Origin of the sequence: Legionella busanensis (genome assembly GCF_900461525.1) — a bacterium.
Classification (GTDB): domain Bacteria; phylum Pseudomonadota; class Gammaproteobacteria; order Legionellales; family Legionellaceae; genus Legionella_C; species Legionella_C busanensis.
Genome location: NZ_UGOD01000008.1, coordinates 25,523 through 49,658, shown reverse-complemented (window position 1 = coordinate 49,658; position 24,136 = coordinate 25,523). Strand labels below are relative to the sequence as shown.

Below are 24,136 nucleotides of genomic sequence, written 5' to 3'. Positions count from 1 at the left end.
ATTGATGGGGTGTTTAACCACGCCAACATTGATAGCCGCAACGTTATCAGTCTTGGTCAGTTTTTCTATGCCCACTAATCTCTTAGAGGAAACGTTAAAAGAAAGTAGTCGTCTGGGCATTCCTGTTTATTTAAATGGGCTTTATCACGATTCCATTGAAGACTCCGCCTTAAAAATAATGGCCTTAAGTAAGCATGTACCTAACTTAAATCTCCAAATTGACCCGACAATATTTGAGCGCTTTGGGATTACAGAGGTACCTGCGTTAATTGCGGATAATGGAGCGACATTTGATGTCATTTATGGTCATTTGCCCATTAAGGAAGGATTAGCGCGCATGGCAGGACGCGGTGATAGCGGCTTGTCTGTACTTGAGGTTCGGAGAATAACCGGTGATTAAATACCTGTCCTTTTTCGTATGTGTCTTTTTATTCAATAGCGCTTTTTCAGGAAATACGGCGGATGTCAACAATGCACGAGACCAAGCCTTGCAAGCGCTTAAGCAGTTTAATCCGCAAACAATTATAAAGGAGTATTCAGAGCACCCGCCAGAAGCCAATATCACGGCGGCTGAAGGCACGAGTCACTTACCGGAATTGGGAAGTCAGAGAGCAAGGCTTAACGACACAGCGACAACGATTCTCTCCCAAGCGTCCCGTCCTCATCTTAAAGCCAATCCCAACGCCTTAGAGATGCAATACGCTGAAACGTTATTGTCTGAAGCTGATGGTGTTTTAGAGGGTAAATGCTATGAGCAACTGGCGCATTGTCAAATGGACTTTACGACAAAAACGTGTGAAGACAAGACGACTTATCGCAATGAGCGTTGTGGTAGCACCTTAAGTATTGGCACTAAAACGGCAGCCCAAACCGTCAATCGTTATCTTTTTTATGACAATAAGCCAGGCGCTGAAATGCTTCGCAAAACAATACATTTAAATGCGTGTGATGCAGAAACACCAGCGCCGTTGTGTTCGGCAAATAATCTCATTACGGTAAGCACACAATGTATCCACTTAGCGGTACTTGTTAGCCAAGGTGGGCTACCTTTAATCGTGCTCAAACCCCCAAGTTGCCAAGACCCAACCGTTACTTTTGATTTATTGTGGGATGAGGCGGCCTTTGGTGGTACCGTGACAATTACCGCGGTTGAAAGTCAATTTGAAGACCACTGGAGTGCGGCAAATTGCACGCCCTTTGATGAGAAAATTAAAGAGGGAGCCTGTGTTATTACAGGGTCTGACTTATGTTTAGAGCCTAACACGAGTCGCATTATTGATGGCGTTGTGGTTTATCGTCCTTGTTGGGGGAAATATAGTGCTTATCAGTGTATTGATGGCTTAACCAGCACCTGTGAACCCTTATTTTCAGAAGGTTGTTCGCAGATTGATTCTAAGTGTAGGCTTGCTACTGAGAGACAATGTGAGGCGTTTGTACAAACCTTTCGCTGTCCTGTCAATCATTGCTTTCCAAAGCAAACCATTTGCCAGCCAAAACTTTCTTGCACTCAAGGTGAGTGTACTGAAACTAAAGATGAAGCGAGTGATGATGTGGCCGAAGGGCTCACGCGATTAGGCGCCCTTGCGGGTACGGCGGCGGATGTTTCAGCTAATCAAATTAATTTAAGCGAACCCTCTATTTTTAAAGGGGCCACTGTCGAATGTGACGCCTACCCCTTAGGAATTCACGATTGTTGCCATGATAAGGGCTGGGGAAAATGGGCCATTCATTGCCCTCAGAATTTACAACAATTATTAAAAGCTAAACAGGCAAAGCGAGTACATAAAGTAGGCCATTATAAGAAAAACTTAATTAAGCACTATGTCTATTGTGTGTTTCCTTCAACCCTTGCAGGCCTTGTGCAAACTCAGGGGCGTTTTGGACAGCTTCATATTGGATTTGGTAAACCAAAAGCGCCTGATTGTCGAGGGCTAACACCGGAGGAGTTAGAGCGTATTCAATTTGATGCACTTGATTTATCAGCATTAGCCTCTGAATTTACCGAGCGACAAACGTTACCTGACGCAACTGGAGTAGGTGCTTCTAACGAAGCTAAAATTACACGGCTTTATCAAGAGGGTAAGGCCCATGATTAAAATCGCTTTTCTACTTTGTTTCTTAATCACACAGGTTTGGGCAGCAGAGAATAAGCCCGCTGGCTTTCTTTGGTACGCTATTGAAAAAGAGAAAAAAAGAATTGATAAGAAAAAACCTGCTGGTATTCCTTTTAAGCGTTTAAGTTATACCGAGCGTGATGCCGTTTTGCGCTTTTATACCATGGAGGCGCTTCATAAAGCGCGCTACACCAAAAAAGTTAAAGATATGCGTGTTTTTTTAAGTCTTCAAGATTACTGGCTTAAAGAATCCTCCCGATTTAAATCGGTATTTCAACAAACGATGCTCACGCATCCTGAATATGACTACGCCGTAACACATCCAACTTCCAATCTTGGTAGCAAAATCACCGATGAACTGCGCGAAACCCAAACGAGAGAGGTGATTAATCGCTTATCTAAATCCCATGGTTTGTTATTTTTTTATCGTGGCAAAAGTCCTTATGATGTTAAACAAATCCCAATTCTCGTTGATTTTTGCAGGCGCTTTAATATTTCGTTGATTCCTATTAGTGTGGATGGCGTTATCTCCCCTGAACTCATACATTCACGAATTGACAAGGGGCAAGCGAACCGATTAGGCGTGCATTATTTTCCCGCCTTACTGTTGGTTAATCCGCTGAGCCATCGCGTGGCGCCAGTCGCCTATGGCCTAACCACCCAAGATGTATTGATGACGCGTATAAAGCAAGTAGCAACTCATTTTAAAGGAGACGAATAATGAGTAGGCGCATCCTTTTAGGATTGGTTTTAGCCTTTAATGTCTTTAGTGCCGAAGCTTCTGGTGCGCAATGGCTTAAGAACCTCATTGCGGAACAAGAAGAGCCCGCTCTATACAAGAAAGTAAAGTCGAATAATCGAGAGGCACAAGGATTTTTTAGCATCCACGGATTGATTCTATTTTACGGTAGCCGCTGCCCGCATTGCCAACAATTCGCGCCGATATTAAAACGCTGGGCAAGTCATAAGCACGCCGATGTACTTCCTCTTTCGCTAGATAATGAACCCCTACCTGAATTTCCAAACTATGGACCTGCCACTACGGAATGGATTAACTTAGCCTTTGGCAGTAATACCATTAATTATCCAGCCCTTTTTGTGGTTAACCATAAAACAAGCACGTTATATACCGTGGGATTTGGCTCAATGACAGAGGCAGAACTCAATGACCGCATGGCAGACCTTATTAGTAAAATCCAAGCGTATGAAAACGAGGGAAGAATGCAATGAAAAACTTTTTTTTAGTGCTTGGCTTATTTAGCTTCTTCTCTACGGCTTATGCAAATATCAGTCAAGATTTAGATAATTTCTTTAACAAGATGGGCTATGCCTCTAATGTGACGTCCCCTGGTGCCTTTGAATCGCAAGCTGCAGGCTTTTTTGGGGGTGGCTCACTTTATTCGCGTAACCAAGTACGGCAGTACCAATTAGTGCAACTCGATTTACCGAGTTATCGTGCAGGCTGTGGTGGCATTGATTTATTTACAGGTAGCATGAGTTTTCTAAGTGAACAAAAGCTTGTTGACTTAGGAAAATCGGTAATGACTAATGCAGGAGCATATGCTGTTGATGTGATGCTTGCATCAACGGTACCTGAACTCAAACAGGTGCGTGACTATTTACAGCAACTAGAGCAAATGGCTAATCAAGCTAGCATTAATTCTTGTCAGCTCTCGCAAAACATGGTGGGTGGCATCTGGCCAAAAACCGCTGAATCCCAGCAAAAAATTTGCAAAGACCAAGCTGCCATGGGTAAGGAAGGATTATTTAGTGATTACGTCAAAGCGCGTATGGCGTGTTCCGGCAATGGCTTTGACCAGGTGATGGAGAAAGCGTCTCTTGATGAAACGCGAAAAAAACAAGTGGTGCTAAATAAAAATTTAGTGTGGTCAATCCTACAGACAAAGTCTTTTTTAAACAGTGATAGAGAGCTTGCTGAGATGGTTATGAGTTTAACAGGGACATTGATTATTGATAAAGAAGGCAAGGTGACCAATGTACCTTCTCTTGCTGGTAATGCTGATTTAATTAATGCATTAGTTGGCACTAAAGATGGTTCGCAAATTGCCAAAATATGGCGCTGTAAGGATGCTAGCAGTACAAACCAATGCCTGCAGGTGAGCTTACAAGACATTACCATTGCACAAACATCAAATCTTACCTCAAAAGTACGTGAAATTATTCGCGCGATTAACTTAAAACTTACGAATGATGAAAAACCAAGTCCCCGCGAAATTAATTTTTTAAGCATGGCATCGCTGCCTGTCATGAAGTTTTTAAGCGTACTAAATAGCACTCAATACGCAAGTGCTGCGGTAGATATCGAAGAGTACGCAACGTTGATTGCTCATGACTTATTAACTAATTATTTAACAGAATTATTGGCTCTGGTAAGTCAGGCAACAGCAGGGTCTGAGTTGAATTCGGATTTGGTCAAAGACATTCAAAAGCGAATTCATGAAGCCTCAACCAATGTAGCGGCGCTAGATCCAAAAGTAGGTCACAAATTAAAAGAGAAATTGTTACTGATTGAGCGTATGGCGCGCATTGAAAAACAAGTGGCCTCGCAAATGAACAGCACAGCGGGTTAAGGGAAACATTAGATGATAACGATTCATGTGTTAGCAGGAGGTGAGTTATTTCAACATGTGCTCAATGCCATTAGCGCCTTTATGAAGCAGGATAGCTTTTTAGGGTTGCTGCGCATTACAGCCTTAATAGGTATTGTCATGGCCACCATTGGGTTTCTTAAAACTCGTGACCCCATGGCTTTTGCACGCTGGTTCTTAGGCTATGTGTTTTTTATCAATTTAGTGTTATTGCCTAAAACGTCTGTGCTGATGGATGATATTTCATCGCAAACGCCAAGGGTCGTGGATAATGTGCCGGTGGTGTTTGCACTTAGCGCTAGTTTAGTCACCACAATTGGATATGGGATGGCAGAAGTTTATGATGCGCTTTTAACGATGCCTAATGATTTGCAATATACAAAGACAGGCGCATTATTTGGCTCACGCTTAATTTCAGCGTCAACATCTTTTCGTATTAAAGACCCCGTACTTAAAGAGGAAATGAATGAGTACTTTCGCGTCTGTGTGGTAGGTGATATTCGATTAAATCGTAAATATAGTGTGGGGGATTTAGCGCATACTACGGATATTTGGAAATTGATTACAGCAAAAGCTTCGCCCCTTCGCATGATTTCTGTCAATGGGAAACCCGTGACTTGTCTTGATGCCTCTAAACCTAACGGGCCTTACAGTCTTTTCAAAAAGCTCGAGGCCGAGATTAAAAAAGCCTATACTTTTTTTGGTGTGAATTTATTTGGCAAACCTAAGAACACCACTTATGAAGCACTCTTTAGTACTCATTTGAAATCTGCCTTTGATTACTACCAGGGGTTAACGGATACTGCCAGCAATATCTTTTTACAAAGCATGATGATTAATGCCATGGGTGATGGCATAGCACACTATCAAGCATTTACCGATGCAACAGCTGGGATTGTGAACCAGCAGTTTACCAAATCCCAAGTACAACATCGCTTTAGCTGGGAAGTGTTAGGCCAAAAGGCACTTTGGATTTTACCCATTACCCATACATGCTTAACACTTTTATTGTTTGGCGTTTTCCCTTTAATTATTGCGTTAACCACGCTACCAGGTGGCGTAAAAATACTTTATGGCTATCTGCAGTTTTTTATGTCGTTACAATTTTGGCCAGTGCTTTTTGCAATTTTAAATGCCGGCATGACAATTTACGGCGCTTCTTCTTCCGGCGAATATGGTCAATTTACGATGGTCAATCTTGATAAAATCGATGAGTTACATGCGGATATTTCAGGGGCTTGTGGGTATTTGATGATGTTGATTCCCTTTCTTTCGCATGGTTTGGTATCTAATTTAGGAGGTGCATTTAGTAATCTTGCAACGAGTATGATGAGCCATATGCAAGGCTCTAGTATGTCTGTGGCAGGCGAAGCGGCTAGTGCTTCCTTTGGACTTGGGCAGACCAGCTTTTATAACACGAATGCCAATAATTTTTCCGCTAATAAGCACGACTCAAATTGGACACACATGCAAGGCATGCACACCGAGCAATTAAGAAGTGGGGTATTAAAAACAATTACAGGAAGTGGCGATAGCGTGTTTGATATAAGTCCTGGCATGACTCGAAGTGCTGTGTCAATTAATGCACAAGAAGGATTAAATGCCTCACTTAATCAAGCTTATGAAGAGTCTACCCAGGCTGCTCGAAATGAGTCGGCACATTATCAAAGTTCATTATCTAATTTTGCACATCGTGCGCTGCAATTGTCCCTTTTGGCAGGCCATGATATGCGTTTAGGCGATGGCGTATCAGAAGCTGAAACAGGGCAATATTCCAAAGCCTTATCAACCATTAGTCACATAGCTGAGGATGTGGCGCGCCGTATGGGAGTAAGTAAAGAAGATGCGCTCTCGCATTTGACTAGCGGTGGTTGGGGTGTACAAGCTGGTTTGAGAAGCCAAAAAACAATATTAGGCAAGCTTGCTGAATTAGGGACTGGATTACATGCTAGCGCAAATGCGAATCTTAAATTTGATCGCGCATCTTTAAGTAGTGATAAATATCATACAGGTATAGATGGTGCGCTTTCTGCGCGGCAATCGCGTGATTTTAATGATGCAATGAGTTATGTGAAGCACTTTTCACAAAATCATCATTTTGATGACAGCCATTCACAAGCTGCTTCTCTGTCTAATCAATTAGGCGCCGACTTAAGAGAGGCCGAAACGGCCAGTCGTAATGTGGATACCTCTCTTGCAAAGGCTACGCGCATCCAAAATACAAAGAGTTTTGTAGAATCTCATTCATCACAAATTACATCCGACTTAAATCAAGCCTTTCCCTCTTACGTAGCACGCCAACTTGGTGAGGCAGCACGCGATGAGCTATTTAGTCACCCAGGCGATCCACAATCACTCAACAAGCTTCAAGCTTTAGGTCGGGATTTTATTGCAAGCACGCGAGATGAGTTAATCACCAAATTCGGTAGCAAAGAGCAAAAGGCAGAGGTTGAATCTTTCTATCAGAAGGAGCAACGAAAATTTGTTTCTCAAGAAAACCAATTAGGGGCTCATTATCAAAAAAACAATGACCAACTAGCTCGCCAAGCACAATCCATGACGCTTGGCACTAATGAAAACATGTTAAGGTTATTACAACAAGAAATAGGTGAGCAAAATAATACGTTGCATCAGCATCTTAAAAAAGGTGAACAATCAATTAAGGCAAAGAGCCAAAATTTAAATGATGAAAAAGATTTAAAATTACAAGAAGGAATAATTCGTGCACAAAAAGATGTCATTTTAATGGATCAGTTACCTAAAAATTGGGGACTTCACAATAAAGGAGAGTAAGCTAATGACACATCAAAGGTTAAGGGAACTAATTAGTGAGGATATTGAAACAATAAAACATCTTAATCCTGATATTATTCCTGCCAAAATATATTATTTGAGATTATTAAAGTTATTCGTTAGTGGGTTTTGGAAAATTTGGCTAATCATTTCAATCACTATTGCTTATGCAGGCCTTAATCACCCCTCTAATGGAGGACTAGCAAGCGAGCCAGCATCTCAAGTCATAAGAGAGTCAATGTTGCTCGCATTTTTTTTGAGTTTTGGTGCCATGCTCTTGCTTTCACCCTCTATCAATTTTTTCATTCTTTTTTGTTATCACTTGGAAAGCAAACTTAAAACAGGGGCTTTGCTAGCTAGAAAATTCAAGCACATTACCTATCTATTTTTTGGATTTTTTATTTTTTTATGCACCTTATTTGGAAGTTATAGTGAATCGGCTGCGATATTTATGATGATTGTCTTTTCATTTTTTGGAAGCCTTGCTGCAACTTATTTTTTTGTGAAAATGGAATTAAATCGTATAGGAATTAGCACAATTTTCTCTATTTTCAATCATTACTTTAGTAAAGAAAATAAGCTATCTATCGAATAGCTCTTTAAATTTATAGCTAGTTTTTTAACCATTTTTAAAGCAGTGGTAGCTACTGCTTTGCCTGAAAAAGGATAAGGAGTTAAACACCGTGCGTGATGAACCCAATTTTAAACACTATACCCGTGGCGGACAAATCAGTTTTCATAACCTTCGGATGTGGGATCAAATTACGAAAACATTATTATGGGTTTGTCTTTTTCTCTGGGTAGTATTAACGAGCCTAATTACTTGGTTAGTTACGCCTTTAGAAAAGTTTTATCAAGCACTGGCTTACTATAGTTCTTCTTTTTTAAATCTTATAGGCCAAAGACATACATTTAATCTTTCATTTCAGGGGGCCTACTATCAGCAGACCGTAGAAACCATTCTTCAGTACCCTTATTACAAAGAAAATGCAAGTCATATGGTTAAATTATTAGGTCAATCTGCATTAGCGGCCTTTGCATTTTCATTTATTTTCGGATTTGGCCTTGCCGTCTATTTTATTTATAGGGGAAAAGAGCAGCGGCGAAATCAATTTATTCGCGGAAGTCGCATAGATTCGAGAGAAAACTTGATTAAACAGATTATTAAAAACGATGAGCAATCAGATATCAGAATTGATGGATTTCCACTCATTAGAGACTCTGAAGTACAGCATCTTTTAATTCATGGAACAGTAGGTACTGGTAAAAGTCAGCTCATTATGAAAATCATGGATGCGTTGCGTCAAAGAGGAGATAGAGTCATTGTTTATGATAAGGGTTGTACTTTTATTCCTCATTATTACGACGCACATGAAGATGTGATTTTAAATCCATTTGATGAGCGATGCGCCAATTGGGATATGTGGCGTGAGGCACCCAGCGATTCAGATTTTGAGAATATGGCAGAAAGCCTTATTCCGATACTTGATGAATCAGATTCATTTTGGAATAGGGCAGCCAGAACTGTCTTTGTAAGTAGTGCTGTAAAAATGCGCCATGATAAAGACCGCTCGCTTGAAAAACTACTTAAATTATTGTTGACCGATGAGTTTTCCTATTTAGAGAATTATCTTAAAGGCACTGCTGCTGCAACCTTAGTCAGCGGTAGAATTGAAAAAACAGCTTTTTCCATTCGCTCAGTCATAACAACTTACTTAAAATCCCTTAAAAATTTATCAGGGCTAAATTTAAGGGATGCACCTCCTTTTTCTATTCATGATTATATTACCAATGAGAGCTCTAAAGGTTGGCTTTTTATTTCATCTAACGGTGAGAATCATAATTCATTAAAGCCATTAATTTCGATGTGGCTAGCGATGGCGTCTTTAACGTTATTAAGTCTTACACCAAATTCACATCGCCGTATTTGGTTTATTTGTGATGAATTACCTAGCCTTCACAAACTGCCACTCCTTGGTGAAACCATTGCTGAAGTTAGAAAATTTGGTGGTTGCTTTCTGCTAGGCATGCAAAGCTTTTCTCAACTGACGAAAGTTTATGGGCAAGCAGGCAGCAAAGAGATTTTTGATTTGCTAAACACACGCTTTTTTTTCAGAAGTCCTAGTAGTGAGATGGCAAGACTTGTTTCAAGTGAACTAGGTGAAGAAGAAATTGAGGAATTTCGAGAAAATTATTCCTATGGCGCTAACAGCATTCGTGATGGCATATCACTTGGCAATCAGCGGAGTACGCGTCCCATCGTATCTTACCCACAAATTTTAGAATTAGAAAATTTACATTGTTTTGTGCGCTTGCCAGGAAGCTATCCTGTTACCCAGCTCAAACTTCAGCCTAAAAACCGACCACATCTTTTGAAAGGGTTTGTGGCCCGCAAAGTGCCTGCGGATGAAGACTTACAACAAAAAGCTGTTGTAAATAACACCTTTGACGCGTTAATAGATTCGTTTGAGCTTTCTAAAGAAAAGCCGGCTGTTATGGAATTTGAAGTGTAAGAAAAGGAGCGTTGATGTTAAGTATACAGCCACTTAAATCAGCCGCAAGTGCTGCTGACTATTATACGCAAGCATTTAATTACTACGCAGGGGACGCAACAGCCATGCAGTGGTTAGGGCAGGGGAGCAAGAGTCTTAATCTAACTGGCGTGGTATTTAAAGAGCAAATGCTTGCTTTATTAGAAGGTAAGCTTCCTGATGGCCAGGTTTTACAAAATCTCAAAGGTGAGCATCGCCCAGGATTTGATATGACCTTTTCAGCGCCTAAAAGTGTATCCCTTCTAATTGGATTAGGCGTGGCCCCTGAGTTAATTCAATTTCACGATAAAGCGGTGCAATTTACCATCCAACAAATTGAAAAAGAATTTGCTCAAACTAGAATTTCGCAAAGCGGCCTAGTTTCCTTTGAGAAAACGAATAATTTAGTGGTCGCCGCGTTTAGACAACCTAGTTCGCGTGCTAACGATCCAGCCTTGCATACGCATTGCGTTACTATGAATATTACCTTTCATAAAGGTAAGGCACGCTCGCTTGCAAGTGATACATCAAGAAACCAGGGCGTCATTGAGCAGATTCAAAACAATGCACATTACTGTGGTTTGATTTACCGCCAACATTTAGCTAATTTGCTCAAAGAACAAGGCTTTCATTTACGATTAACCGGTCATGGATTATTTGAAATTGATGGGGTGCCTGAACATGTTTTAAAAGCGTTTTCAAGAAGACGTGAAGATATTACAAGTCTCCTTAATGAAAAAGGATGGCAAGGCGCAAAAAGTGCTTCAACAGCAACGTTGCTAACTCGCAATACTAAAGAGGAACACGACTTAGAATTGCTCGTTAAAGACTGGCAACAACGTGCAAACGATTTAGGATTTGACGCGAAAATCTTTATGCAAAATCGAGATAGAGAGCCACCGGTTTCTTGGTTTTCAGGCATGAAAGATAAACTGATATCCTTCGTTAACGCCCTCAAAAAAACTACAAAACCTTCAGAGCTCGATGCAGCTTTCGCGTGTCTTCATGTTGCAACAGAAACGTTAAGTCAGCGAACGTCTATTTTTTCAGAGCGAGTGCTACTTACAGAAGCGATGAAACATAGCCTTATTTATCCTAAAGCCGTGTCGCAACAAGCAATTATTAAAGCCATTAACCAGCAAATAAAGGAACAAACATTCTATGAAGCGAGATGCCCTGACAGTGGTGAAAAAAGGTTAACCACTCCTTGGCTTTTGACGTTGGAAGCAGAAACAATTGCACGTATTGAGCGCAACAAAGAGACAGTTGCTGCCATAAGCACTCTTGGAACCGTAAAAGCGTTTCAAAAAGAGCGAGCACCCTTATTGTCATATCCTATGACAAACTCGCAGATTGAAGCGATGCGCGTGTTACTAACCAGCAAGGACCGTTATCTAGCTATCCAAGGTTATGCAGGGGTTGCAAAGACGTCCATGCTTGCGGAAGCGAGCTTACTCATTAAAGCACAAGGTTATGCGCTTCGGGGTATTACTGTGGCAAGCTCGGCAGCCTTTGAGTTGCAAGAGAAAGCAGGCATTAAAACCGATGTCTTTCCACTGGTGCATCAAGAATTAAAGACCGCAAAAGCCGCTTCTTTAGCTAAAACAATTTTTATTATCGATGAAGCCTCGATGTTGTCCTCGCAGCAAGGTCATGAACTCATTAAACATATTGAACGCACTGGCGCAAGACTTGTATTAGTCGGGGATAAGGCACAACTACCCAGTGTGAATGCAGGGCGCCTTTTTGGGCTAACCCAAGAATATGGTATTGAGACAACTATCATGGATGAAATAGTACGGCAAAAGAATCAGATGCTTAAAGAGGCGGTTATGGCAGCAACCAAGGGAGATGTGAAAGACGCCTTAGATAAGATTGAGATTAAAGCCCAAGCTACCCATGAAGAGCGTGTAGCTTGGATTGCCACTCATTGGCTCTCTTTAACACCGGATACTCGAGAGAAGACCTTGCTTTTTGCACCCACGCACGCTAATCGTGAGTCCATCACTACGTTACTTCGGCAGGGCTTAAAAGAAGAAGGTACCTTAAATGGTAAGCCTTTTAATCAAATGATCCTTAAAGCAAAAACAATAGAACCCATACAACAGCGATTCGTCACCTACTATCAAAAGGGTGAAAAAGTGCGCTTTAACCAAGATTTTAAACGACATAAAATTGTATCAGGTCATTATTATACGGTAGGTGAAATCAGTAAAAGACATCGAGAAGATAATGTATTACCACTAATAGACAAACAGGATAGGTTAATTAAATTTAATTTGAAAAACTTACCGAGCTATAAAACGCATACCGCACCTTTGGAGCGTCTTATTGAAGTGTATGAAGCAAAATCGTTAGAGCTTTTCGAGGGCGATAAAGTCATGTGGACCCGTAATTTTAAATCACATGAAATTCGGAACGGGCAGTGCTCAACACTGGTAGCAATCAATAAAGACGCGCTTCATTTTGTCACGAAAGAAGGGCGCTCCTTAACACTTGAAAAAACACATCCCGCTTTAAACCACCTCGATTACAGCTATGTGCTGACTAACTATAAAGTTCAAGGAAAAGATGCACCGTTTGGTATTGGTTTAATGGAATCGTTTCATCGGTTCGGGACCACACTTAATAACTTCTATGTCCAAATTTCAAGAGCTATTCATGGCATGATTTTGGTCACAGATAATAAAGAAAAATTGATTGACGCGATTGAAAAAAACTCATCTCTTAAGCCAGCGTCCCTTGATATAACTTCTAGTAGCCAATTAGCTCAACATGAAAAAAGATTTAATCACTCAAATCAACTATCGCTTCAATCCATTATTGATAAAAAAATTCAAATAGAATCGCCAGAATTATCAAAAATAATGACTTTAAAAATGAAGACAGAAGAGCAAGAAATTAAAACAGGAAGTGTAGAAATTAATAAAGAACTATTCAAAGAATTAGAACTATAAACTAGGAGTTTTTTCCATGTCACGTTTAACGATTTCATTGCCTGAAAATTTACATCATTGCCTCGCAGCGCTTGCAATAAAAAATAATGTTTCATTGTCTAATCTTGTTAATCAATTAATTCAAGTGGGACTCCATCAAACGCTAAAAGAACGAGGTGAGGTTAGAGAACATGACGCTGTCGAAAAATATTGTCATCAGCTCATTATTCAGATGAACGCCCTTATTAAGAAGTTATCCAGTGAATTGTTAAAGTTAAATCGAGAGGATTTTGAGAAATTACAGCGTGCAGCAGATACTAAATATAGCGAACTTCTAACGACTTCGCTTAAAAATCAGTCATAAATCTCAATTGGTGTGGTGAAGATGTGATGAAGTTTGTGATGAACATGATGAGACATCGACGCTAGAGGTCAGGAATAATAAGGACTTTGCTTTATTTTATCTTCACCAAAAACTTCATCATTTCTTCATCGCCATTTTATGCAAATAAATTAGCAACAAACCCTTAAAAGCCTGATGGATAAAGGAAGAGAAGGGCATATGCTAATAATGCGAAAGGTGTGCTGGCTATGCAATAGCTCTCTTAATACTCCTCTAGATTTTCTGCTGTTTTATTAGGCTAACTTAATTTAAAATTTACAGCGCAAGCCAATTGCGCGTTTGTGATTGATTCATATTAACGATATAAATTAATGCCTATAGCTATCATTTTTTAGTGTAAGACTATAGGTAATTTGTTAAAATTACTTATTATAAAAATAATAACTTTCTTATGTATATTTTTTTAGATGAATCAGGGGATTTAGGATTTAATTTTGATAAAAATAACTCAAAATATTTTTGTATCACTTTACTTGTCTGTCATGATTCAAATACTTTTTTTTCATTTAAAACAGCGATTAGAAGAACATTAGTTGAGAAGCTAAACCAGAAAAAAACTAAAAATAAAATTTCAGAATTAAAAGGCTCTAACACTACCGCTGCTATTAAACAATATTTTTATCGCCAACTAGAAAAATTTTCTCATCAAAATTGGGGTATTTATAGTATTGTTGTTGATAAAGTTCATTTATATTCTCAGATTAGTGACGTGATTGAACCACATCGATTATATAATTTACTTTGTCATGAAATCATTGATAAGGTGGACTTTTCTTTTTCAGATAAACATATCCAACTTATCGTTGATAAGTGTAAAGGTAAACGCGAAAGGTCAGTATTTGATTATTTTCTTAAAACTAATCTTGAACCTAAATTACCACTTAATGTGTCTCTCAATATTTTGCATGAATTATCACATAATAATTTTGGACTTCAAGCCGTTGATTTATTTTGTTATGGCATCGTTCGTAAACATGCATTAAGTGATTTAGGCTGGTATGAAGCGTTTTCAAGTAGGATTATTGAAGAAATTAGATGGCAACCGAAACTAAAATAAAAAAGACGGCGCCCGCTATGTCTTTTTCCTCCAACTCATATCCCGCGATTGCGGGGAGCATTGAAGGCACATAACTAGGTTTTACCCGTCTTAATTATATTATAACAAAAATATAGAAATAATCACAGTATCATTGCCTAAATTTTAAACTCAAGAAGTCTATTATTAAGTCTGATAAATCGTATTATCAGACTTATCCTTAAAATACGGCCTTAAGACCTTTTTTAGATATTAAAGAAAGTAGTTTTAATGAAGTTCCAGCGGGTTTTTTAACCCCTCTTTCCCATTGACTAATTAAATCTTTAGATACATTAAGGCAGTTAGCAAAGACAGATTGACTGACATTTTCTTGCTCACGTAAAGCTTTAATATCCTGAGGAAGAAAATTACCTATAGGCGTTAAACAGGATTGGTCAAATTTTCGTAAGGTTTTTTTATCAACCACCCCTGCATCATACATATCCATTACCGTAGAATGAATGGCTTCCATTGCTTCACTTTTATACGTTTTATTTCTAGGCATAATTTACCTCGATAAGTGTACCTGTATTTATTAGTTTATCTATTTCTTTATCCGTAAAATTAAACATCTGCTCAGATAGGTCCTTAAATGCTCTTTCCTCATCTAAACTAATATTGTCACGTTCATTTTTAGGGAACCCGTAAACAAAAAAAGTCTTTTCATTAAAGCGAAATAATATTATACAACGATAACCGCTCGACTTACCCTGGTTAAGCCTAGCTAGACGTTGTTTTATTACGCCACCTCCATAATCGACATCAATAAGCCCTTTCTCAAGGTTTTTAACAATTTCACATAACTTTTTATCGCTAATCTTTTCTTTTTTGGCAAATTTATTAAACCATTTATTTTTAAAAATTCGCAAAATATACTCAAATTAAGTTCATTATTCTAATTATATAGAACCTAGTTCTATAATTCAAGATTAGTATTATACTTAATGATGTTGTTAGTACTTTCTCTAACTTTCGGCGAGGTCCTTATGAGAGTACAGTTTATAGATCCGATAGAAAAGCGCTTAAATCGAGCTAAAGAGCAAATATTTGAGCTTGAGAAAGATATTGTTAGGTGGCTAGAGCAAAATCCAATAAAATTTAAAATCGAGTATAGAGAAAACCAGTTTGGCTATAATATCTATAGAGAAGAATTAGATACATCTAGTTTATCCTCTTTCGGCTTTAAGTCTGGGGAGTGTATTCATAATATGCGTAGCTCTCTCGACATACTTGCTTTTGCTTTAGCAAAAATTAAATGTGATCCTCCAGAGAAAACTAGTACCATTTATTTTCCTATATTTACTGATGAAGATAAATTTAATTCAAAGCTTAGAATTCTAAATTTTAATTTTACCCCTGAAGTAGTTAATATAATGAGAAACATCCAGCCATTTCAAAGAAAAAATCCTGGTGTTATAGGGGAGCCAGAAAATGATCCTTTGGCAATTTTAAGTTTGTTAAGTAATATCGATAAACATCGCAGTTCTATTTCTGCGGAGATGACTCCAGCAGAACTTGAAAAAAATATTCAAGTAAAATTTGCAACACCAGAAGATGCTGCTATGAATTGCCCTCCTAAAGTTATTTTCCATGGCATCCAACCTGGTCTGATTATGGAATATCGCACAAATAAACCTATTGAACTTACAAATTTTGATCTGAATTTAAAAGCTCACTTAGTAATTAGATTTGAAGATAAAGGTGAGGTAATTCCAGATATATTGAGTTATATATATTCATATATTCATCTGGTTGTTAATGAATTTAGAAAATTTCTATAGAAAAATTTAATCATTCATATTATTCAAAAAGGTCAAAGAGGTAGAATTAAATAAAAATTAATTTATAGATAGCACATACGAATCTATTCTTAATAGAAGAAATTGATTTTGAAAGGCTGCAACAATCCTTCATGAGACCCTCATTTTCTGTTACCTCAATGAAATTAAGGTTATCTTTATCTAGGATAAGTGATTTTTATGGGTCTTTTTGAGCGATCTACTTTTGCGAAGGAAGTTAAGGTATGCTCACGAGCAGATGTGCGACTTAAGATGTCAAAAACGGTAATACCGCGAACTATTTCGGCATCAGCAATAAGAGAGCGATGACATCGCCAAGGTAATGCTTCGGCACACATAATTACAACTCGCCTTTTTCCTCCTAATAGTTGATTTAACTTTTTAAGCCCTGCATAGAACTCAGACGTTTGCATGTAATCTGCATATCCCCGAAAGCTTGTATTGCGCCATCCTAAATTAATAGAATCTCTATTAGTTCGGCGTCTGCCTCCAAGCGCTGTTATATGAAGATAGGAAATATTCACTTCGCGTAATGCGGCATCTAGTTCTTTTTCATTAAACCAGGGTACATGACGCGATTTAGGAAAAGCGCGTACATCAACTAAATGGGTAATCGCATAGGATTTTAAAAGAGCATAAAATTCTTCAAAAGAATGCGAAGAATGACCTATAGTATATAGCTTTGGCATAATAATGACCTAGGTAAAGTTATCATTATAACTACTATGTTTAGCTCCTAGAAAATTACTACTCCCAATAAATACATTTTAATAGAAAATAATTAATTAATTTCTATATTGCTTATTAACCTTTTAGACGTATGTTAAATTATTGGCGGTTAGTTAACTTTAATAATAGTTATAACCTAACTATAAAAATAATATTTTCTCGATAACAACTGGTTTACTTGAATGACTCTTTTATTCCGCTTAACTGCCATTTTAATGCTTTCATCTTCTGTATTGGCACTACCCCCTAAAACCTTTACTCAAGCCAAAAAACAAGCACGAATTATTTTTGCATTCCAACGTGAAACCTTATACTGTCGCTGCAAATTTGATGCGCGCTTAAGGGTTGATTTGGCAAGCTGTAATATGCAGTCAGCATCCGGAATTCGTCGCGCTCATGTGGTGGAATGGGAGCATATGATGCCCGCTGAGAACTTCGGTAACCATTTTGCTTGTTGGCGAGAGCCCCTTTGTATTAAGAAAAATGGAAAAAGATATAAAGGCAGGAAGTGCTGCGAAAAAATTGACAAGCAATTTAGGCAAGCTGAAGGTGAGCTTTATAATTTATGGCCTGCAGTAGGACTTGTAAATAGTGCCCGCTCTAATTTTCGTTACAGTATGTTAGAGAATCATACTTCCTTTTATGGCTGCCCTATTACTATCGATAAAAAGTCAAGGCGGGTAGAGCCTGCAGATTACGCAAAAGGTATTGTGGCACGTGCGAATCTTTTCATGGCCTATAAGTACGGTATTGAGCTAAGTGAAGCACAACGAAATCTTTTTATCGTCTGGGATAAACAATTTCCACCCAGTACAAATGAAAAATGGTGGGCCGAAGCGGTTGCTAAAATAGAAGGCTATCCTAATCCTTACATTACCAACCATGAAGTAAAAACAAATGGCTCTTTATCAAAATAAACTTTGAAAACCCTCATATCCGCACGGAGCGTAACAACTTCAAACTAGTGAAGCTTGAGTCAGGGTATATGGGTAAAAAACACAATTCTTTTAGCTTTCCTATTCAATTTCAATTTGAAAAGCATGCAGTAAATTTAACACCTCAGGTACTGAGAATTTTCCTTTGCGAATATCATTATCAATGGGATTAATAGAATAATTTATTGCTTCGATAAAGGATGCAGCATGCAATTTAGTATGCATAAAAAGACTATTCTCAAAATCAGTTAGGGTAAAATTCCCATTAGAAAAATTGCCTTCTCTAAAATCCACATCGTGCGCAATACACTCTTCAATAATGATTTCTTTTAAATCAAGCCCATAAAAACTTGAATAACTAATGTTTGAGCGATAAAACTGAATTGGGCTTGTTAATTTAATCAGTGGCCACTTCACTTTTGTCCAATTGATTCCCATTAATTTACAGTCTGCAAAGAGTGTTTCACTAAAGGAGGTATTATTGAGCTCGATTGCACTTAAATTGCAGGATACAAACTCACAATCGACAAATTTGCAGCTTGTGAATTTGGCTTCACTAAAATTAGATTTTTCAAACTTACAATTCTCAAATACTTTATTTTCAAGCTCTGTTTTTTCTAATGTTAAATCTGAAAATTTATAGTTGTAAAATTCCTGTTGGTTAAAAATAGTTGTCTCATAAGTATTTGCCATCGGCCACCTTTGTCCTTCCTTATTGGAATAGTTTTTAAAATTAAGGTACATCAGTAGTTGAATTCATGATGAATTATAAGTATTCAGTTAGCGCTTGCCCCATTAATCTTAATTCAATGAGCTGTCCAAACCATTTCACACTGTCTAAATCAATTTTTAGCAACAAAAGGTCTTCAGTTGCGTTTTGATATTTAATAAAGAAATCACCCTGCTCTTTGTAGATTTTATTAAGGATAAGGCCATACTTATTAAAGTAAACTAACCCGCACTGCGATTCTTCAGGCGTTCTACTTGGCGCAATGATAGCTAAACTTTGATTAGGCCAAAGGCTATGACAAATTCGTTTATGAATAAAGAAGGCAAAACTTTCTTCAGGATACGAACCAAGTATAAATTCATTGTCTATTTCTGCTTGCTTAGAAAAGTTCAATGTATTTTGATTCCAGTTTAAAATGGGAAATTTCCTAACAGAACTTGTAGGCTGATTGGCTAGCTCTATTTCTAATAGGGTTGGAATTGAGATATCAAAAAATTGAGCTAACTTTTGTAGAAGCTCACTTCTTGGTTTTTTAGTTTTACCTGATAAAAGATGGTGTAAGGTGGGTTGAGGAATCTTAGACTCCTTAGAAAGCGTTAATGTATTTAGACCCTGCTTCATCATTAGCGCGTGTAAGTTTTTAGCTAGTGTATTGCTCATTATCGAATCACTCTAAAGTCAGAGTTCAAACTGTATTTATGGTCTTAAGCACTAACAACTTACAAGTTCGTCATTTGAGATCTTGAAAAAATTTCTCGATTTCACCTCTTCTATTCTCAATGTTTTTTGTTATTGCCTGTTCTTTCTCTGCGAGTTCACTTAATTTCTTACTCAATTGTTCGTATTCACTTTGTGCTACATAATCATCAAAAGTAAAAACATTATTTGCTACTGAAAAATGACCTAGGTTATTTTGAATTAAATCTAGTAAAGATGATAGCGTTTCGATTAATTCCATATTTATTTCATTTAATTCTTTAGATTGTTCTTCAGATTTGGCTTTGCCGGAATCGTATTCCTTCCAGAAAGATTCGTTGTTAATACCAGAATTTTTTAGCTCATTTTCTATTTGAGACTGAAAACTCGCATTTATTGAATTGCGTTCATTAATATATTTTCTGAAATCCGATAAAACTAGTCTTGCATTGTTTATTTGAGTAATTGTGATTAATTTATCTGGAATGAACGATTTTTCTAGTCTAGATTCTAATGATTGATAATCATCATTCATTTTCTGTATTGAGTTATAGTTTCTTTGATAAACTTTTTTATAACTAGTCGCTATTTTATTAATTAAATTTTGAGAGTCAGTTGATGAATGATTTTCTGGTTGTTTTTTATCTTCCATTACAGCTGTACCTTTAGCTATGCTAGATAGATAATCAATATCTTGATTTGTTTTGCGTTTAGTTTCCATAGTTGATATCAATAAAAATACGAGTACTAAAATATATCCAACCATGATTCCATTTTTACTAGTTGCCCAGCCTACTCTAAATTTTTTTGTTAGCAATGATGCCAACCATCCTAATATCCAGAATGGAATTGCCCAAAAGAATATTACTGCCATTGTACTATATCCAAGCGCATAACCTATTGAGCTATAGAATGTAGCCTGATTTAGTGTATTAGTTTCATTGATAGACGTAAAAGCGTATATAAGACAAATAGCAATTAAAACCAAAATGATAAAAACCCATTTACTATTCAAAAATTGAATCACGTTCATTTTTTATCCTTACCTAAGGCAAGTTTTAAATAAGTTCTTGGAGTTCATAGGATTCAGAAGAAGAAACTTGTCTTATTATCAGCCATTTAGATCCTTGGTATGAGGATTTGTTCTTATTTATATATTGTTTAGCTTCCTCTTCTTCATCAAATTTTTCAATTTTGCCTTGAATGATTGGTTCAGGCTGAAAGTTGACTCGATAGACATAGTAGGTATTCATATTTTTCCTTAAATCAATATTTGTTTTATTTTCCTTATTTTATTATAGAAATACTTTGCCAGTTTATCTTTTACGCATGGATTTTTTAGGGCAACACATCGCCCTCCCTTAAATAAATTCCTTACAAAAAAGTACATTCTTAAGAATCTCACAAAGGTCAGTTAAATAAAGTTAAAAATAAACTATTTATAAGTAGCCATGATATCGACAAAGGACAAGGGAGGCGATAAGCGTTTAGAAGTTATACATTTACAAAAAATAAGGTTATGCCTACACTCAATAGACGTGTTCATTTTAAAGAGCGGCTATGGACGCCTTAATAACAATAAAAAAGAATAAAGAACCTTTAACAAAAGCCACCATTATTGCTAAGTTTGATACTACTCATGCTACATCGGTGCAGCGTTTTCCACTTTATGGGAGTAAAGTTGCTGCCGGTTTCCCTTCGCCTGCTGATGATTATCTCGAATTAACGCTTGATTTAAATGAGTATTTAATCAAGCATCCCGCAGCTACCTTTATGGTGAGAGCCCAAGGTGATTCGATGCGTGATGCAGGTATCCATAACGGCGATTTACTCATTGTTGACCGAAGTGTTGAGGCAGCGCATGATAAAATTGTGATTGCGGCTATCAATGGTGAATTAACCGTTAAACGTTTATTTCGAAAAGAGGGCTCAGTTCGCTTAATGCCTGCTAATAAGACTTACTCACCGATTGACATTACCGAAGAGGTAGAGCTCGTTATTTGGGGAGTCGTTACTCATATTATTCATCAGGCCTCCTAACAATGTTTGCCTTAATTGACTGCAATAATTTTTATGCATCCTGTGAGCGTCTCTTTCGGCCTGACTTAAGAACAAAGCCTGTTGTCATTTTATCGAATAATGATGGGTGCGTTGTCGCACGCTCTAATGAAGCAAAAACACTTGGCATTAAAATGGGCGCGCCCTATTTTAAAGTAAAAGAACTATGTGATTTATATGATGTCACGATTTTTTCGTCGAATTATACCTTGTACGGCGATTTGTCAGCACGCGTTATGCGAGTCATTGAAGAAGCTTGGGATGAAGTTGAGGTATATTCCATTGATGAAGCATTTCTTGATTTATCGACACTTACAAAAAAAGACATTAATACATTTTGCCTAACCCTTCAGCAAAAAATTTTACAATATACCGGTATTCCAACATCCATAGGTATAGGGCATACCAAAACATTAGCAAAGGTAGCGAACTTTGTGGCTAAGAAAAAATTAAACATGCCTGTTTTTAACATTTCAGGCTTCGAAACCGAGTGGTTAGAAAAAATAGAAGTTGGTGATATTTGGGGTATAGGTAGACAGGGGAAAAGAAAATTAAAGGGGTTTGGAATTCTAACGGCCTATCAATTAGCTAGCCAAAATCCACACTGGATTAAAGCGAACTTTAATATTGTTTTACAACGCACCGTCATGGAGCTTCAAGGTATTTCATGTCTTTCTCTTGAAGCCATTGAACCTAAAAAAAGCCTTGTTGCCTCATGCTCTTTTGGTTTACCTCAAACTAATTTGATAGCAATTGAGGAAGCAATAAGTCATCATTGCGCAACAGCCTGGGGTAAACTTCGCAAGCAAGAATTAGTCGCACACTATATGTCCGTCTTTCTCTACACCAATCGTTTTGACGAAAGCCTTAAGCCCTATTCCAAAGCAATCAGCTTTCGGTTAGTCAATCCAACCGATGATATAAGACAAATAACCTCATTTGCTAAACAAGCATTAAAGCGTCTTTATAAAGAAGGTATACCCTATAAGAAAAGCGGCATTATGCTGGCAGAACTCGCGCCTAAATCACATATGCAAATGGATTTGTTTCATAAACCTTCTGACACCATGATTGCTAAATCTGAAAAAATAATGACGCTAATAGAATCCATCAATAAAAAATATGGTACCCGCACTATTCGGCTTGCAGCAGAAGGTTTTCAAAAGAAGTGGTCGATGAAGCGCGAAATGAAAAGCCCGTGTTACACAACTTCCTGGGCAGAATTGCCTTGGGCTCAAGTAAAATAATATAAATTTATTTTAAATTTAGCACATTAACATTTTAGATACTTATTATTGTTAAAATAAACAGAAACTCGAATTAAATAAAAACATATTTAGCCCCGCAAAAATAACTTATGCTAATTATGCAATAAAGTGGGTTAATAGGAATAGGAATAGGAAGTGCAAGTATAACTTATGACTAATAAGAAACATTTAGAATTAGAGCGAGTTCTTAACCTGCTAAGTGCCACCATGATGGGATTAGGCTCTATCTTAGGGACAGGCGTCTTTGTAAGTATTGGTTTAGCTAGCGGTGTTACTGGCCCCTCGGTTATTTTAGCGATTGTGATTGCTGCATTGGTTGCGACATGTAATGCATTATCAAGCGCACAGCTTGCCGCAAATCATCCTGTTAGTGGCGGTACTTATGAATACGGTTACCGCTATCTTCATCCTTCTTTAGGATTTACTGCCGGTTGGATGTTTTTATGCGCCAAAATTGCCTCGGCAGCAACGGCTGCTTTAGGCTTTGCTGGTTATTTTTTACACCTAATAAATTTTCACAACGGTCCCAATAATTTTTTAGCCAGCTTGGTAGTCATCGCTTTAACATTTATTGTATTAAGTGGCATAAAGCGCTCTAACAGAGCTAATTTGCTTATTGTCTCTATCACTCTGGTTTCACTGCTCATCTTTATTCTATCTGGCCTGCCTAACTTATTCCAAAATATAGGGCGTCAATTTACACCTTTTTTCCCACAAATTAAGGATGGTTTAGGGAATTTTTTCTATGCAACGGCCTTAATGTTTGTTGCTTATACAGGGTATGGACGTATTGCAACCTTAGGCGAAGAAGTAAAAGAGCCCAAATATACTATCCCTAAAGCAATTATCTTAACTTTAATTATCAGTGCATCGTTTTATATTTTAGTGGCTTTAGTTGCTATAGGCTCTGTTGGAGCCAATCAATTGTGGTTAACAACCAAATATCAAGCAACGCCACTTGAAACGGCAGCCAGGGCTATGAGAATTCCTGGGCTTACTACATTAATCGCATTAGGTGCTTGTACTGCCATGCTGAGTGTCTTGCTTAACTTAATTTTAGGTTTATCGAGAGTAGTATTAGCAATGGGACGTCGAGGTGATTTACCAAGATTTTTTGCCTTTGTTTCTAGAAAAAATTATACCCCAATTGTTGCTATAGCGAGTGTTGGTATCTTGATAGCTGGCTTTACTCTATTAGGCAGTGTTGAATTAACTTGGTCATTCAGTTCCTTTACTGTATTAATCTACTATTTTATAACCAATTTGGCGGCATTATATTTGCCTAAAGAAGAGCGAATGTATCCTCAAATTATAGCCGCTATAGGTTTAATTGCTTGTTCGTTTTTAGCTTTTTGGGTTCCTTTGGCTGTTTGGGTCTCAGGCCTTATTTTAATTCTATTGGGTTTAGTGTGGCATGCTTTAAATGCTTATTATCTAAGGAAAACATGAAAAGGAATTTA

The 24,136-nt window shown here is 37.7% G+C and carries 23 protein-coding genes; 16 read left to right on the top strand and 7 right to left on the bottom strand.

Annotated elements, in window-relative coordinates:
- Nucleotides 1-4 precede the first annotated feature (4 nt).
- The 11 genes from trbC (at nucleotide 5) to DYH30_RS17615 (ending at nucleotide 14,443) form a co-directional block, all read left to right on the top strand.
- Nucleotides 5-400, top strand: a complete 396-nt coding sequence (gene trbC, locus DYH30_RS17665; protein ID WP_242604793.1) for a type-F conjugative transfer system pilin assembly protein TrbC — start codon at nucleotides 5-7, stop codon at nucleotides 398-400.
- The gene (gene traN / locus DYH30_RS17660) at nucleotides 393-2,096 is read left to right on the top strand and encodes a conjugal transfer protein TraN (protein ID WP_115333062.1); all 1,704 of its coding nucleotides are present in this window, start codon (nucleotides 393-395) and stop codon (nucleotides 2,094-2,096) included. The genes trbC and traN overlap by 8 nt, the downstream gene beginning before the upstream one ends.
- On the top strand, nucleotides 2,089-2,835 hold the full coding sequence (traF, locus tag DYH30_RS17655; RefSeq protein ID WP_115333061.1) for a type-F conjugative transfer system pilin assembly protein TraF: 747 nt from the start codon (nucleotides 2,089-2,091) through the stop codon (nucleotides 2,833-2,835). The genes traN and traF overlap by 8 nt, the downstream gene beginning before the upstream one ends.
- The gene (gene trbB / locus DYH30_RS17650) at nucleotides 2,835-3,344 is read left to right on the top strand and encodes a type-F conjugative transfer system pilin assembly thiol-disulfide isomerase TrbB (protein ID WP_115333060.1); all 510 of its coding nucleotides are present in this window, start codon (nucleotides 2,835-2,837) and stop codon (nucleotides 3,342-3,344) included. The genes traF and trbB overlap by 1 nt, the downstream gene beginning before the upstream one ends.
- Nucleotides 3,341-4,705, top strand: a complete 1,365-nt coding sequence (locus DYH30_RS17645) for a conjugal transfer protein TraH (protein ID WP_115333059.1) — start codon at nucleotides 3,341-3,343, stop codon at nucleotides 4,703-4,705. The genes trbB and DYH30_RS17645 overlap by 4 nt, the downstream gene beginning before the upstream one ends.
- Before the next feature lie 12 nt (nucleotides 4,706-4,717).
- Nucleotides 4,718-7,516, top strand: coding sequence for a conjugal transfer mating-pair stabilization protein TraG (gene traG / locus DYH30_RS17640; protein WP_115333058.1), 2,799 nt, complete (start codon nucleotides 4,718-4,720; stop codon nucleotides 7,514-7,516).
- A gap of 4 nt (nucleotides 7,517-7,520) precedes the next feature.
- Nucleotides 7,521-8,111 (top strand): hypothetical protein, encoded by a 591-nt coding sequence (locus DYH30_RS17635; protein WP_115333057.1) that lies wholly within the window; start codon nucleotides 7,521-7,523, stop codon nucleotides 8,109-8,111.
- Between the two features lie 88 nt (nucleotides 8,112-8,199).
- Complete coding sequence (traD, locus tag DYH30_RS17630) at nucleotides 8,200-10,029, top strand: type IV conjugative transfer system coupling protein TraD (RefSeq protein ID WP_115333056.1); 1,830 nt, start codon at nucleotides 8,200-8,202, stop codon at nucleotides 10,027-10,029.
- Between the two features lie 14 nt (nucleotides 10,030-10,043).
- Complete coding sequence (gene mobF / locus DYH30_RS17625; RefSeq protein WP_115333055.1) at nucleotides 10,044-13,004, top strand: MobF family relaxase; 2,961 nt, start codon at nucleotides 10,044-10,046, stop codon at nucleotides 13,002-13,004.
- A gap of 16 nt (nucleotides 13,005-13,020) precedes the next feature.
- Complete coding sequence (locus DYH30_RS17620) at nucleotides 13,021-13,347, top strand: hypothetical protein (protein WP_115333054.1); 327 nt, start codon at nucleotides 13,021-13,023, stop codon at nucleotides 13,345-13,347.
- Between the two features lie 430 nt (nucleotides 13,348-13,777).
- Nucleotides 13,778-14,443, top strand: a complete 666-nt coding sequence (locus DYH30_RS17615) for a DUF3800 domain-containing protein (protein ID WP_115333053.1) — start codon at nucleotides 13,778-13,780, stop codon at nucleotides 14,441-14,443.
- Between the two features lie 199 nt (nucleotides 14,444-14,642).
- On the opposite strand, the gene DYH30_RS17610 is transcribed toward DYH30_RS17615, so the two are convergent.
- Both DYH30_RS17610 and DYH30_RS17605 read right to left on the bottom strand, forming a co-directional pair.
- Nucleotides 14,643-14,966: a helix-turn-helix domain-containing protein gene (locus DYH30_RS17610; RefSeq protein ID WP_115333052.1), complete on the bottom strand. Its 324-nt coding sequence runs from the start codon at nucleotides 14,964-14,966 to the stop codon at nucleotides 14,643-14,645.
- Entirely contained in the window at nucleotides 14,959-15,330 is a 372-nt protein-coding gene (locus DYH30_RS17605; protein WP_115333051.1) for a type II toxin-antitoxin system RelE/ParE family toxin, read from the bottom strand. The genes DYH30_RS17610 and DYH30_RS17605 overlap by 8 nt, the downstream gene beginning before the upstream one ends.
- A gap of 117 nt (nucleotides 15,331-15,447) precedes the next feature.
- On the opposite strand from DYH30_RS17605, the gene DYH30_RS17600 reads away from it, so the two are divergent.
- Nucleotides 15,448-16,242, top strand: coding sequence for a hypothetical protein (locus tag DYH30_RS17600; protein ID WP_115333050.1), 795 nt, complete (start codon nucleotides 15,448-15,450; stop codon nucleotides 16,240-16,242).
- A 176-nt stretch (nucleotides 16,243-16,418) separates the two neighbouring features.
- Here DYH30_RS17600 and DYH30_RS17595 read toward each other — a convergent pair whose 3' ends face one another.
- Nucleotides 16,419-16,949, bottom strand: coding sequence for a DUF488 domain-containing protein (locus tag DYH30_RS17595; protein WP_115333049.1), 531 nt, complete (start codon nucleotides 16,947-16,949; stop codon nucleotides 16,419-16,421).
- A 222-nt stretch (nucleotides 16,950-17,171) separates the two neighbouring features.
- On the opposite strand from DYH30_RS17595, the gene DYH30_RS17590 reads away from it, so the two are divergent.
- Complete coding sequence (locus tag DYH30_RS17590; protein WP_115333048.1) at nucleotides 17,172-17,906, top strand: endonuclease; 735 nt, start codon at nucleotides 17,172-17,174, stop codon at nucleotides 17,904-17,906.
- Nucleotides 17,907-18,005: 99 nt separating this feature from the next.
- On the opposite strand, the gene DYH30_RS17585 is transcribed toward DYH30_RS17590, so the two are convergent.
- The 4 genes from DYH30_RS17585 to DYH30_RS17570 form a co-directional block, all read right to left on the bottom strand.
- The gene (locus DYH30_RS17585; RefSeq protein WP_115333047.1) at nucleotides 18,006-18,617 is read right to left on the bottom strand and encodes a pentapeptide repeat-containing protein; all 612 of its coding nucleotides are present in this window, start codon (nucleotides 18,615-18,617) and stop codon (nucleotides 18,006-18,008) included.
- A 73-nt stretch (nucleotides 18,618-18,690) separates the two neighbouring features.
- Nucleotides 18,691-19,314 carry a helix-turn-helix domain-containing protein gene (locus DYH30_RS17580; RefSeq protein ID WP_115333046.1) on the bottom strand — a complete coding sequence of 208 codons (624 nt, stop codon included), beginning with the start codon at nucleotides 19,312-19,314 and terminating at the stop codon, nucleotides 18,691-18,693.
- A 70-nt stretch (nucleotides 19,315-19,384) separates the two neighbouring features.
- Nucleotides 19,385-20,383 carry a hypothetical protein gene (locus DYH30_RS17575; protein ID WP_115333045.1) on the bottom strand — a complete coding sequence of 333 codons (999 nt, stop codon included), beginning with the start codon at nucleotides 20,381-20,383 and terminating at the stop codon, nucleotides 19,385-19,387.
- Between the two features lie 25 nt (nucleotides 20,384-20,408).
- Entirely contained in the window at nucleotides 20,409-20,603 is a 195-nt protein-coding gene (locus tag DYH30_RS17570; RefSeq protein ID WP_115333044.1) for a hypothetical protein, read from the bottom strand.
- 307 nt (nucleotides 20,604-20,910) lie between these two features.
- Here DYH30_RS17570 and DYH30_RS17565 point away from each other — a divergent pair, with 307 nt between their 5' ends.
- From DYH30_RS17565 to DYH30_RS17555, 3 genes are all read left to right on the top strand, one after another.
- Nucleotides 20,911-21,390, top strand: a complete 480-nt coding sequence (locus DYH30_RS17565) for a LexA family protein (RefSeq protein WP_115333043.1) — start codon at nucleotides 20,911-20,913, stop codon at nucleotides 21,388-21,390.
- 2 nt (nucleotides 21,391-21,392) lie between these two features.
- Complete coding sequence (locus tag DYH30_RS17560) at nucleotides 21,393-22,655, top strand: Y-family DNA polymerase (RefSeq protein WP_115333042.1); 1,263 nt, start codon at nucleotides 21,393-21,395, stop codon at nucleotides 22,653-22,655.
- A gap of 171 nt (nucleotides 22,656-22,826) precedes the next feature.
- Nucleotides 22,827-24,125, top strand: a complete 1,299-nt coding sequence (locus DYH30_RS17555) for an APC family permease (protein WP_115333041.1) — start codon at nucleotides 22,827-22,829, stop codon at nucleotides 24,123-24,125.
- The last annotated feature ends 11 nt before the right edge of the window (nucleotides 24,126-24,136 follow it).

What these genes read in the sequence shown, in the direction of transcription:
- trbC (WP_242604793.1), top strand. Translation starts at nt 5, where the DNA reads ATGGGGTGTTTAACCACGCCAACATTGATAGCCGCAACGTTATCAGTC.
- traF (WP_115333061.1), top strand. Translation starts at nt 2,089, where the DNA reads ATGATTAAAATCGCTTTTCTACTTTGTTTCTTAATCACACAGGTTTGG.
- trbB (WP_115333060.1), top strand. Translation starts at nt 2,835, where the DNA reads ATGAGTAGGCGCATCCTTTTAGGATTGGTTTTAGCCTTTAATGTCTTT.
- DYH30_RS17645 (WP_115333059.1), top strand. Translation starts at nt 3,341, where the DNA reads ATGAAAAACTTTTTTTTAGTGCTTGGCTTATTTAGCTTCTTCTCTACG.
- traG (WP_115333058.1), top strand. Translation starts at nt 4,718, where the DNA reads ATGATAACGATTCATGTGTTAGCAGGAGGTGAGTTATTTCAACATGTG.
- DYH30_RS17635 (WP_115333057.1), top strand. Translation starts at nt 7,521, where the DNA reads ATGACACATCAAAGGTTAAGGGAACTAATTAGTGAGGATATTGAAACA.
- mobF (WP_115333055.1), top strand. Translation starts at nt 10,044, where the DNA reads ATGTTAAGTATACAGCCACTTAAATCAGCCGCAAGTGCTGCTGACTAT.
- DYH30_RS17620 (WP_115333054.1), top strand. Translation starts at nt 13,021, where the DNA reads ATGTCACGTTTAACGATTTCATTGCCTGAAAATTTACATCATTGCCTC.
- DYH30_RS17615 (WP_115333053.1), top strand. Translation starts at nt 13,778, where the DNA reads ATGTATATTTTTTTAGATGAATCAGGGGATTTAGGATTTAATTTTGAT.
- DYH30_RS17610 (WP_115333052.1), bottom strand. Translation starts at nt 14,966, where the DNA reads ATGCCTAGAAATAAAACGTATAAAAGTGAAGCAATGGAAGCCATTCAT.
- DYH30_RS17600 (WP_115333050.1), top strand. Translation starts at nt 15,448, where the DNA reads ATGAGAGTACAGTTTATAGATCCGATAGAAAAGCGCTTAAATCGAGCT.
- DYH30_RS17595 (WP_115333049.1), bottom strand. Translation starts at nt 16,949, where the DNA reads ATGCCAAAGCTATATACTATAGGTCATTCTTCGCATTCTTTTGAAGAA.
- DYH30_RS17590 (WP_115333048.1), top strand. Translation starts at nt 17,172, where the DNA reads ATGACTCTTTTATTCCGCTTAACTGCCATTTTAATGCTTTCATCTTCT.
- DYH30_RS17585 (WP_115333047.1), bottom strand. Translation starts at nt 18,617, where the DNA reads ATGGCAAATACTTATGAGACAACTATTTTTAACCAACAGGAATTTTAC.
- DYH30_RS17580 (WP_115333046.1), bottom strand. Translation starts at nt 19,314, where the DNA reads ATGAGCAATACACTAGCTAAAAACTTACACGCGCTAATGATGAAGCAG.
- DYH30_RS17575 (WP_115333045.1), bottom strand. Translation starts at nt 20,383, where the DNA reads ATGAACGTGATTCAATTTTTGAATAGTAAATGGGTTTTTATCATTTTG.
- DYH30_RS17570 (WP_115333044.1), bottom strand. Translation starts at nt 20,603, where the DNA reads ATGAATACCTACTATGTCTATCGAGTCAACTTTCAGCCTGAACCAATC.
- DYH30_RS17565 (WP_115333043.1), top strand. Translation starts at nt 20,911, where the DNA reads ATGGACGCCTTAATAACAATAAAAAAGAATAAAGAACCTTTAACAAAA.
- DYH30_RS17560 (WP_115333042.1), top strand. Translation starts at nt 21,393, where the DNA reads ATGTTTGCCTTAATTGACTGCAATAATTTTTATGCATCCTGTGAGCGT.
- DYH30_RS17555 (WP_115333041.1), top strand. Translation starts at nt 22,827, where the DNA reads ATGACTAATAAGAAACATTTAGAATTAGAGCGAGTTCTTAACCTGCTA.